Raw genomic sequence first — 10,692 nt, 5'->3', positions numbered from 1 at the left:
ATCGTTGTCCACTCATAATGTTTTCTCCTGTGCAAAAAGAATAGACGATATTTGTCTAGGAGAGTGGTGGCAGTCCAAGAATAGACTAAATTTGTCTAGAAGAGTGGGGGCTATTCACACCTCATTGAAACCCCTTTAAGAAAGGGGATGCCGATCCTCTATACCACCAACGGTGGGTGAAGCTTGTCAGCATTCTTAAATATTTATCGTCACCATCACGGCATAGACGTGCGCTTATGGTAAATCATACTTACATAACTTAGACCTATAAGATTTGGCGGTTTTAACTATTAAAGCTGTAGTAATGGCATGGATACACCTTGCAGCGACAAACTAGGTGTCAAAGCTGGGTAAGTGAATTACTAGACTTCACTGTATTTAGTTCTCAATTTTAAGTTTTATTAAAGGAAGTATGAAAATCATACTTCCTTTTCAATCTGCTTCACAATAAAACTTTAGAGTTGAAGCAACAGATCAAATCTAAATCAGATTTGAAAAATAATTACGGTGGATACTGTCCTGTGGTAATAACTCTAATAAACGCTGTACCGCATCAATTCGGTCATGTGTTTGCCCAATAATTCTTAATAATTGATCGATATCCTTTATTTGATAGATCAACTGGCTTAAACGGGCATCAAAACAATGTCTCCAAGTGCTGAGTAAAGGGCTTTCTGATTTAGAGAGAAAGCTACCTTTATATAGCGAGAATGTACTGGAAATAAGATTTGCATTTAATGATTGTTCAGCGCGTAAAAAATCACATTGGACTTCACAGCTAAACCTATAAATGCGAGCCTCAATTGAATGAGGTAATAGGCTACGAAGTTGTGAAACCTCAGCCTTTAGGGTTTTTAGGCTGACACTACGCTCACCATAAAGGGCATAGTGTAACTCTTCTAAGCCAATGCCATGGGGATGCAAAGCTAAAATGCAAAGTATTTCAATTTGACGGTGACTCAAGTTCAAGGTATGCCCATTAAATTGAACCCAAGGCGAGCCTAGCGCCTTAATGTATAAAAAATTTTGCTGTTCAAACTTTATGGCTCGTTGTATTAAATCCGCACAGCGTTCAACTGCAAGCAGCCCCAAAGGAGTATGTTTTTTATATTTTGTGGAAAGGTTAATAATGCCATGAAATTGCCCTGATGTCGGATCCCAGATCGGCGCGGCATAACAAACCCAATCTCGAACACTGTCCATTTGGTTTTCATGAGAATAGACACAACTTGATATTTGGCTGTTCAACGTCATACCAATCGCATTGGTCCCAACAGCCTGTGTAGACCAATGCCCACCCTCAATAAAATGAACCTGTTCGGCAGAAGAAAGCATTGCAGAACTACTCCATGTCCATAAGAGAGTCCCGTGATGGTCTGTAAGACCAATAGCCATATCTGAATCTTCCGCTATTTTGAGTAAGTCAGCATAATTATGTTGGATAGAGCGGCGAAATAAAGACGTTTTATCTTCTGGAGGTAAGGCTAAAACAGGGGCGGTATGTACAGTATGTTGATTAATTAAATGGGTTGTTTGCAGATTTTTTGCAGATGCGGTATTGAACAGGTTCATATCATATTCCTTTATGATGAGACTGTAATATTTTTAAATTTTAGAAATGAGTTTCCAAATTTATAGTCATTTACGTCATTTCTTCTTGCCTCAATTTTAAATGCTTTTATCTTTGCTTGGTTAAATCATATCTTTTGGCTTTACCAGTCCTTGAGTTACTTTAAAAGTGTTCTTATGAGCTGAAAATGACTATTTCCATCTGAAATGTTAATAAACGTAAATAGGATGAAAATTCATTCGCTCATGTAAGGGCTAGGCACAGCTTCACCATGATACTGACGGTCTGCAAAATAACTTGATCGTACTAATGGCGCACTCCAAATATTTTTAAACGCTAAGCGCTCTCCATGTGTTTGATAATGCTTAAACTCTTGCAACGTAACAAAACGATGAATTGGCGCATGAGATTTAGATGGCTGTAAGTATTGACCGATTGTGACATAGTCTACTTGATAATCTTTCAAATCATTTAATAACACAATAACCTCAGCCTCGACTTCTCCTAAACCGACCATCAAACCACATTTCGTTGGAATTTCAGAACAGTAGTGTTTAAATTTTTTGAGTAAATCCAATGAGTGCTTATAGTCAGCGCCTGGTCGCATGGCTTTATACAGACGTGGAACGGTTTCAATATTATGATTAAAAACATCGGGTGGGTTTTGGCTCAGAATCTTCAGGGCAATATCTGCACGACCACGAAAATCAGGAACCAAAATTTCTATCAGAGTCTCTGGACTGGTTTGACGAATTTCTCGAATGCAATCTGCAAAATGCTGTGCACCACCATCTTTTAAGTCGTCTCGATCAACAGAAGTAATCACGACATACTTTAAGTTTAGATTCTTGACTGTTTTAGCCAGATGCTTTGGCTCATTAGGATCTAGGATATTAGGACGACCATGTGCGACATCACAGAATGGGCAGCGTCGAGTACAAATATCTCCCATGATCATAAACGTTGCAGTCCCTCCGCTAAAGCATTGTGGCAAATTGGGGCAGGCCGCTTCTTCACAAACCGTATGTAGTTTCTGTTGTCGTAATAAATCCTTAATGATTTGAACTTCATCAGGTTGACTAATTTTAGTCCGAATCCATTCTGGCTTTTTCGGTGTCGTTTCCGTTGGAACAACTTTAATTGGAATACGCGCCATTTTTTCAGCGCCACGTAGCTTCTTTCCAGTTAATACTGTGTTATTTAAATCCATTACAAACACTCCATCGTTTAAAATAATTAATATAGATCCCGATATTAAATAAGCTCTTTTAGGTGCTTTAATAATATTAAAACAGTGCAAAAAACTTATCATATAAAATAAAGGTTGGTTAAAGGTTTGTTTTCATATGTGATTGAACTACTGTAAAATTTTAAAAAATTTTTTAAGTTCTTAACCTTCTGTTTTTAATATTTTTCTCATCTTTTTATGCATTATATTTTTTTAGTCTAATATGAAATTAAATAAAAATATATTTATATAAATATACGGTTTAAAAATTCAACCATTAATTTTTGGATTTTCTTTTAAGCGTAATTAATAAGGAACAAAGATATGCAATTAACGGAAGAGCAATTGCTAGCAGCATACAAAAGAATGCGCGACATTCGTGAATTTGAGGATCGACTTCACGATGAAAATAATACAGGTGATATTCCCGGTTTCATCCATTTATATAGCGGCGAGGAAGCTGTTGCCGTAGGGATCTGTGAAAATTTAACAGACAAGGACTTCATTACATCAACGCATCGTGGTCATGGACATTGTATTGCTAAGGGCTGTGACATTCATGCCATGATGTTAGAAATTTTTGGCAAAGATGATGGTTTGTGTCGTGGTAAAGGCGGCTCAATGCACATTGCGGACTTAGATAAAGGCATGCTCGGTGCAAACGGTATTGTGGGTGGTGGTCCACCTTTGGCTATTGGGGCAGCTTTAAGTGCTAAAACACTGAAAAATGGTGGGATTGGTCTATCTTTTACCGGTGATGGCGGGTCAAATCAGGGCTTAACTTTTGAAGCCATTAATATGGCTGTCGTGTTAAAGCTCCCTGTCATTTTTGTTTTTGAAAACAACGGTTTTGGTGAAGGCACTGCACACGACTATGCCGTAGGCAGTAAAGACATTGCAGGCCGAGCAGCAGGTTTTGGCTTACCCGCTGAAAAAGTAGATGGAACAGACTTTTTTGCTGTGTATGAAGTTGCACAAAAAGCCATTGAACGTGCCCGCTGTGGTGAAGGTCCGAGTGTGATTGAAACGGTAACCAACCGTTTTTATGGACATTTTGAAGGTGATCCGGGGCTTATTCGTTCCAAAGAAGAACTGGATTATGTCAAAGAACATAAAGACCCATTGAAAATATTCCGTGAAAAAGTCAAGGATAAAATTGACGAAGCCAAACTGGATGCGATTGATGCCCAGTCTAAAGCCAATGTAGACGATGCCGTTGCAAAAGCACGCGCAGCTCAGTACCCAGAAGTCTCTCAGTTACTTACTGATGTTTACGTCTCTTACTAAAGGAATAGTAGAAAAATGCCAAATAAAAGTTATCGAAACGCGATTAAAGAAGCAATTGAATTAGAAATGCGCCGAGATCCGAGTGTCATTGTGGTCGGTGAAGATGTTCGTGGTGGGCATGGTGGCAAAAATACAGATGACAATAAACTGGAAGGTTTTGGCGGTGTACTTGGTGTAACCAAAGGCTTATGGACTGAATTTGGTTCTGAGCGAGTCATTGACACCCCGATTACAGAATCGGCGATTATTGGTATGGCGGCAGGTGCTGCTGCAACCGGTTTAAGACCTGTGGCAGATTTAATGTTCATGGATTTTTACGGCGTGTGTTATGACATGCTGTATAACCAAGCGGCTAAATTCCGCTATATGTTTGGTGGCAAAGCCAAAGCGCCACTCGTTGTAAGAGGCATGATCGGTGCAGGTTTTTCCGCAGCAGCGCAGCATTCTCAGTCGCCATATAACGTGTTTGCCTCAGTGCCTGGTTTAAAAGTGGTGGTGCCTTCAAGTGCCTATGATGTGAAAGGGTTGTTGATTCAAGCCATTCGAGATGACGATCCAGTAGTCTTTTGTGAGCACAAGTTGTTGTACGACATTAAGGGCGAAGTGCCAGATGAGGCCTACACTATTCCTTTTGGTGTCGCAAATTACACCCGTGAGGGCACAGATATCACCATTATTGCCTTAAGCCTGATGGTGCATCGTGCCAATGAAGTTGCTGACAAGCTCGCAAAAGAAGGCATTTCGGTTGAAGTGGTTGACCCTCGCACCATTTCTCCATTAGACGAAGATGGCATCTTAGAGTCTGTGGCTTCAACAGGTCGTGTGGTGATTGTAGATGAATCTGCGGCGCGTTGCGGTTTCGGACATGATGTGGCTGCACTCATTGCACAGAAAGGCTTTCATTTTCTTAAAGCACCAATCGAGTTAGTCACTCCACCACACTCACCCGTACCATTTTCACCAGTATTAGAAAAAGAATGGCTACCAAGTGTAGAACGCATCGAACAGGCTGTACGTAAGACGTTGGAGGCTTAGGATGAGCGAAATTAAAACCTTAGAAATCCCAAAATGGGGTTTGTCCATGGAAGAGGGCACGATTGCCCAATGGCTGATTCAAGAAGGTACTCAATTTAGTAAAGGACAGGAAATTTGTGAAATTGAAACCACAAAAATCGTCAATGTTCTGGAAGCGCCTTTCGATGGCTTGCTACGAAAGATTATTGCTAAAGATGGTGACACGCTGGTCGTAGGAGGAGTCATTGCAATTTGTGCAGACGCTCAAGTTTCCGATGCAGAAGTTGAAGCATTTGCACAGTCCTTAGGTGGAACACCTGCTGTAACTGAAAATAAAGCGGTAGCAGCGGTTCCTGAAAAAGTAGCTGTAGCTCAAGTTGAAACCAAAGTACAAGCTGCTCCTAAACAGAACAGTGTTGGTAATGGATCAAAAGCTGTGGCTCAGGGCGGATATTCTATTCCTGCTGCGTTACAAGGCTTCCAACAAAGCGATGATATTTTTGCAACGCCACATGCCTTGAAATTGGCTGAAAAGCATAATGTAAACTTGTCTCAGATTACTGGTTCTGGACGTGAAGGTCGTATTAGTGTTCACGATGTTCAGACCGGAGTTCAAGCTGCTGGTGGTTCTTGGCCAGATGTGCGTCATCAAGCCAGTACGAAAGCCGCGAAATCTAAAGCAGATGATAGTTATGTTCTAGCAACACCTGTTGCCCGCCGTTTAGCAAAACAATGGGGTATTAATTTGCATGATTGTCGTGCATCGGGTTCACGTGGACGAGTTTGCAAGGAAGATGTTGAAGCTGTATATCAACGTGAAAACCCTGTACAAGCTCAACATGCTAACCATGCGCATCCAACAGAGTCAGCAAAATTTACCGCTGTGGCTATGAATGGTATGCGTAAAGCAATCGCTTCACGGCTACAAGCGGCAAAACGCAATGCACCACATTTTCGCTTAACGATAGACTTAAATGTTGAGTCGGTTCAGGCTTTGCGTCAGCAAATTAACAGTACCGTACCGCAAGTCAAGCTGTCCATTAACGATATGCTGATTAAAGCGGCTGCGGCTGCACTGATCAAAGTTCCACAGGTTAACGTTCAGTTTGATGAAGAAAATCAGCAAATTTTACAGTTTGAACAGGCTGATATTTCGGTTGCTGTGGCAATCGAAAACGGGCTGATCACACCAATTATTAAAGCAGCGAACCGTAAATCTTTGGCGCAAATTTCCAATGATATGCGTGATCTGGCGACACGCGCCAAAACTGGGAAATTAGCACCTGATGAGTTTCAAGGCGGCAGTTTCAGTATTTCCAATTTGGGAATGCTTGGTATTCAACAGTTTGATGCCATTATTAACCCACCTCAAGGTGCAATTCTGGCTTTAGGTGCAGCAGAGAAACGTGCTGTCGTCGAAAATGATGAGATTGTTGTTCGTGAAATGGTGACCGCAACATTGTCTTGTGATCATCGTGTCATTGATGGTGCGTTGGGTGCTCAATTCCTATCGGCATTTAAGCAGTTTGTTGAAAATCCTGCATTGATTTTGGTGTAGGAGGAATAGCCATGTCAGATACACAATTTGATCTTGTGGTTATTGGTGCTGGTCCTGGAGGATATGTCGCTGCGATTCGCGCAGCGCAACTGGGATTAAAAACGGCAATCGTTGAAAAACAACACTTAGGCGGAGTGTGTCTTAATTGGGGATGTATTCCAACCAAGGCATTATTGAGCGGGGCTGCGCTTGCGCAGCAGTTCAAACATGCTGGGCAGTTTGGCTTTACGCTTAACGCGATTGATTTTGACATTCAAAAACTGGTCCATCATAGCAGACAGGTTTCTGAGCAACTGGTGCAAGGTATCGGTCAATTATTGAAAAAAAATCAAATCACTGTTTTTAACGCAGCAGCCCAGTTTATTGCCAAAGAGCAATTAGAGCTTACAGATGCGAATGGTCAAAAACAGCAGATTTCTGCACCGCATATTATTGTCGCAACAGGTGCACGTGCGGCCAATTTGCCTCATATTCCTGTAGATGGCCATCAGGTCTGGAGTTATAAAGAGGCTTTAGTTCCAGAACAATTACCAAAATCTTTACTGGTCATTGGTTCGGGGGCTATAGGCAGTGAGTTTGCAAGCCTATACCAAGACTTAGGCTGCCAAGTCACCTTGGTTGATATTGCAAAGCAGATTCTCCCTAGCGAAGACATTGAAGTTTCGAAGTATGTAAAAAAGCAATTTGAACAGCAGGGTATGCAGGTTTTAACCGAAGCGACTGTAAAAAAAATAGAAACTGATCAGGCTCAAGTACATTGTCATATTGAAACTGCCACAGGTGTGCAAATCATTACTGTTGAAAAGGTGCTTTCAGCTATTGGCGTGAAACCGAATGCTGAAAATCTTGGCCTAGACGCTTTGGGCATTGAATTTGAGGATGGTTTTATTAAAGTCGATTCATGCTGTAAAACCAATGTAGTGGGCATTTATGCAATTGGTGATGTCGCAGGTGCACCCTGTTTGGCACACAAAGCCAGTCATGAGGCCATTCTTTGTGTGGAAAAAATTGCAGGCCTAAGTCATGTACATGCTTTAGACCGTACACAAATTCCGGGGTGTATCTTTACCCATCCACAAGTGGCCAGTATTGGTTTGACAGAACAGAAAGCGAAAGCTGCGGGCTTGAATATCAATGTGGGTAAGTTTCCCTTACAAGCGAATGGTAAAGCATTGGCTTTGGGCGATAGCGCAGGATTTGTTAAAACCATTTTTAGTCAGGAAACGGGTGAATTGTTGGGTGCTCACATGGTTGGGCATGAAGTCACCGAACACATCCAAGGTTTTGCGATCGCAAAATACCTAGAAGCTACGGATGAAAGCTTAGCACAGGTCATTTTTCCTCATCCTACTTTATCTGAGGCGATGCATGAGTCGGTCTTGTCTGCGATGCAACGTGCAATTCATATCTAAGGAGTCGCAACATGCCTAGGGGTTTAAACAATAAAGTTGCATTAATTACGGGTGCAGCACAAGGAATTGGACGTGGTATTGCCTTACGTTTAGCGCAAGAAGGTGTTCATATTGCTTTGGTCGATCTTCATCAACAAAAGTTAAATGTTGTTCAAAAAGAGGTTGAAGCCTTTGGCGTAAAAGCCACTACATTTATTGCGGATATTTCAGATCCAATACAAGTCAGTCATGCAATTGATCATGCCGAATCGACACTTAATGGTTTTGATATCATGATCAATAATGCAGGTATTGCACAAGTTAAAGCTTTGGCAGAAGTAACACCGAATGAATTTAACCAAATTATGAACATCAATGTCGGTGGTGTACTTTGGGGGATTCAAGCTGCAGCAAATAAATTTAAACAACGCCAACAGGCTGGAAAAATTATTAATGCATGCTCAATCGCAGGTCATGAAGGTTTTGCTTTACTCGGTGTTTATTCGGCAACTAAATTTGCAGTTCGTGCATTGACGCAAGCAGCGGCTAAAGAATATGCCAGTGCTGAAATTACTGTAAATAGTTATTGCCCAGGTGTTGTAGGCACAGACATGTGGGTCGAAATAGATCAGCGGTTCTCTGAAATTACAGGTGCACCAATTGGTCAAACGTATAAAAAATATGTAGATGGTATTGCTTTAGGACGTGCTGAAACACCAGATGACGTGGCTGCATTAGTTGCATTTTTAGCCAGTGAGGATGCAAACTACATTACAGGTCAGTCTATTTTGACAGATGGTGGAATGGTTTACCGTTAATATCAACATAAGGAATACAGAATGAAAGCAGCTCGTTTTTATGATCGAGGGGATATTCGAATTGAAGATATCCCTGAACCGAAAGTACTTCCAGGCACAGTGGGAATTCAAGTTGCATGGTGCGGTATTTGCGGTACAGATTTACATGAATTCATGGAAGGCCCTATTTTTATTCCACCTTGTGGTCATCCACACCCAATTTCGGGAGAATCTGCACCTGTAACAATGGGACATGAATTTTCAGGCGTAGTTTATGCAGTTGGTGAGGGTGTAGACGATATCCAAATTGGACAACATGTCGTAGTTGAACCCTATATTATTGCGGATGATGTCCCGACTGGCCTGAATGATAAGTATCATTTATCAAAAAATATGAACTTTATTGGTTTAGGCGGACGTGGCGGCGGTCTTTCTGAAAAAATTGCAGTTCAACGACGTTGGGTACATCCTATTTCAAATGATATTCCCTTAGATCAGGCCGCATTGATAGAACCTTTATCTGTCGGTCATCATGCCTATGTCAGAAGTGGTGCAAAAGCTGGCGATATAGCACTGGTTGGTGGAGCAGGCCCTATAGGCTTACTTTTATCAGCCATTTTAAAGGCTAAAGGTCTCACGGTCATCATTACTGAATTGAGTGCAAAGCGTAAAGAAAAAGCGATAGAAGCGGGTGTTGCAGATTATGTGCTAGATCCATCTAAGGTTGATGTGGTCGCTGAAGTGATGAAAATTACGGAAGACCGTGGTGTTGATGTCGCTTTTGAATGTAGTAGTGTTAATAAAGTCATGGATACACTGGTGGCGGCGATGAAACCAACTGGTGTGGTCGTTATCGTTTCGATTTGGAGCCATCCTGCCACAATTAATGTGCATAGTGTGGTTATGAAAGAGCTAGATATTCGTGGCACGATTGCTTATGTAAATGACCATCAGGAAACCATCCGCTTAGTCGAGCAAGGTAAGATTAATCTAGAACCTTTTATTACCCAACGTATTGCATTAGATGATCTTGTTTCTAAAGGCTTTGAAACGCTGATTCATAATAATGAGTCTGCAGTAAAAATTATTGTTCATCCGTAGTAAAACCTAATTTTAACGACAAATTTGAATAAGCTAGAAATAAACTTTATGTAGCTATTTCTAATATCTTTAGCGATAGGGAGTGACTCTGTACTTACAGATTCATTCTCAAATTTACAGTGTTGAGTGCCAGTATGATTTTGATCATACAGCCTAGTAAAGATAGAAAATAAGTTTTTAAATAAACCATAGGGATATAGACTAAATTTTGCTAGGAGAGTGGTGGCGGCCCACCACCAATTAAAAGGTGTCTACAAAATCATTGGCTATTCAATAGGTTTAGTTTACTGTTTGGTATAAAATATTAGACTGAGGTTGGGGTTTTGAAAGCTACGATTTCTGTTTGGCTTTTTGGCATAAGACATACAAATATAAGCTTTCTACTTTTTCACGTGCCCATGGTGTGGTACGTAAAAATCGCAATGATGACTTAACACTTGGATCTATGCAAAAACATCTAATTTCAATTTTACGACTTAAGCCCTCAAAGCCACCGTAGTAATCTAATAATTCATCCAAAATGTCAGCAAGTTTTTTGCCGTGTAGAGGGTCATTGGAGGCGTTCATAATAGATCAACCATATTTTGGGAGGCCATCATTATAACCTGAGCTAGTTGAAAAATGAGAGGGTTGGAATTTAAACGTAATTAACATTGATGTGTGCTGAAAGGCTTTGTTGCACAAAGCTATTCTTGAGGGCTTCTTTAGCAATATAATTTCCAGATGAAGAAGCCTGCACCTAAAAC

9 protein-coding genes are annotated in these 10,692 nt (G+C 40.9%); 6 read left to right on the top strand and 3 right to left on the bottom strand.

Annotated features, from left to right (window positions below; translation table 11 throughout):
- Positions 1-480: 480 nt before the first annotated feature.
- Positions 481-1,572, bottom strand: coding sequence for a sigma-54-dependent transcriptional regulator family protein (locus H9629_RS15110; RefSeq protein ID WP_191731426.1), 1,092 nt, complete (start codon positions 1,570-1,572; stop codon positions 481-483).
- A gap of 233 nt (positions 1,573-1,805) precedes the next feature.
- Positions 1,806-2,780 carry a lipoyl synthase gene (gene lipA / locus H9629_RS15105; protein WP_191731424.1) on the bottom strand — a complete coding sequence of 325 codons (975 nt, stop codon included), beginning with the start codon at positions 2,778-2,780 and terminating at the stop codon, positions 1,806-1,808.
- 342 nt (positions 2,781-3,122) lie between these two features.
- Here lipA and H9629_RS15100 point away from each other — a divergent pair, with 342 nt between their 5' ends.
- From H9629_RS15100 to H9629_RS15075, 6 genes are read left to right on the top strand one after another with little or no spacing between them, the layout of a single operon-like run.
- Entirely contained in the window at positions 3,123-4,085 is a 963-nt protein-coding gene (locus tag H9629_RS15100; RefSeq protein ID WP_180058618.1) for a thiamine pyrophosphate-dependent dehydrogenase E1 component subunit alpha, read from the top strand.
- A 15-nt stretch (positions 4,086-4,100) separates the two neighbouring features.
- Complete coding sequence (locus tag H9629_RS15095) at positions 4,101-5,120, top strand: alpha-ketoacid dehydrogenase subunit beta (protein ID WP_168158997.1); 1,020 nt, start codon at positions 4,101-4,103, stop codon at positions 5,118-5,120.
- A 1-nt stretch (position 5,121) separates the two neighbouring features.
- A complete protein-coding gene (locus H9629_RS15090; RefSeq protein WP_191731423.1) occupies positions 5,122-6,657 on the top strand; it encodes a 2-oxo acid dehydrogenase subunit E2 in 1,536 nt (511 codons plus the stop codon).
- 11 nt (positions 6,658-6,668) lie between these two features.
- Entirely contained in the window at positions 6,669-8,069 is a 1,401-nt protein-coding gene (gene lpdA / locus H9629_RS15085; RefSeq protein ID WP_180058620.1) for a dihydrolipoyl dehydrogenase, read from the top strand.
- Positions 8,070-8,080: 11 nt separating this feature from the next.
- The gene (locus tag H9629_RS15080; protein WP_180058621.1) at positions 8,081-8,866 is read left to right on the top strand and encodes an acetoin reductase; all 786 of its coding nucleotides are present in this window, start codon (positions 8,081-8,083) and stop codon (positions 8,864-8,866) included.
- Between the two features lie 21 nt (positions 8,867-8,887).
- Positions 8,888-9,946, top strand: a complete 1,059-nt coding sequence (locus H9629_RS15075; RefSeq protein ID WP_010326712.1) for a 2,3-butanediol dehydrogenase — start codon at positions 8,888-8,890, stop codon at positions 9,944-9,946.
- 330 nt (positions 9,947-10,276) lie between these two features.
- Here H9629_RS15075 and H9629_RS15070 read toward each other — a convergent pair whose 3' ends face one another.
- Positions 10,277-10,513 carry a VF530 family protein gene (locus H9629_RS15070; protein WP_104471312.1) on the bottom strand — a complete coding sequence of 79 codons (237 nt, stop codon included), beginning with the start codon at positions 10,511-10,513 and terminating at the stop codon, positions 10,277-10,279.
- Positions 10,514-10,692: the final 179 nt, after the last annotated feature.

It is taken from the genome of Acinetobacter pecorum (genome assembly GCF_014837015.1).
In the GTDB taxonomy this organism is placed as follows: Bacteria; Pseudomonadota; Gammaproteobacteria; order Pseudomonadales; family Moraxellaceae; genus Acinetobacter; species Acinetobacter pecorum.
Note: the sequence above shows the minus strand (reverse complement) of the source record. Positions and strands in the feature narration are given on the sequence as shown.

Coding starts and splice junctions, on each gene's coding strand:
- H9629_RS15110 (WP_191731426.1), bottom strand. CDS start 1,572: ATGAACCTGTTCAATACCGCATCTGCAAAAAATCTGCAAACAACCCAT.
- lipA (WP_191731424.1), bottom strand. CDS start 2,780: ATGGATTTAAATAACACAGTATTAACTGGAAAGAAGCTACGTGGCGCT.
- H9629_RS15100 (WP_180058618.1), top strand. CDS start 3,123: ATGCAATTAACGGAAGAGCAATTGCTAGCAGCATACAAAAGAATGCGC.
- H9629_RS15095 (WP_168158997.1), top strand. CDS start 4,101: ATGCCAAATAAAAGTTATCGAAACGCGATTAAAGAAGCAATTGAATTA.
- H9629_RS15090 (WP_191731423.1), top strand. CDS start 5,122: ATGAGCGAAATTAAAACCTTAGAAATCCCAAAATGGGGTTTGTCCATG.
- lpdA (WP_180058620.1), top strand. CDS start 6,669: ATGTCAGATACACAATTTGATCTTGTGGTTATTGGTGCTGGTCCTGGA.
- H9629_RS15080 (WP_180058621.1), top strand. CDS start 8,081: ATGCCTAGGGGTTTAAACAATAAAGTTGCATTAATTACGGGTGCAGCA.
- H9629_RS15075 (WP_010326712.1), top strand. CDS start 8,888: ATGAAAGCAGCTCGTTTTTATGATCGAGGGGATATTCGAATTGAAGAT.
- H9629_RS15070 (WP_104471312.1), bottom strand. CDS start 10,513: ATGAACGCCTCCAATGACCCTCTACACGGCAAAAAACTTGCTGACATT.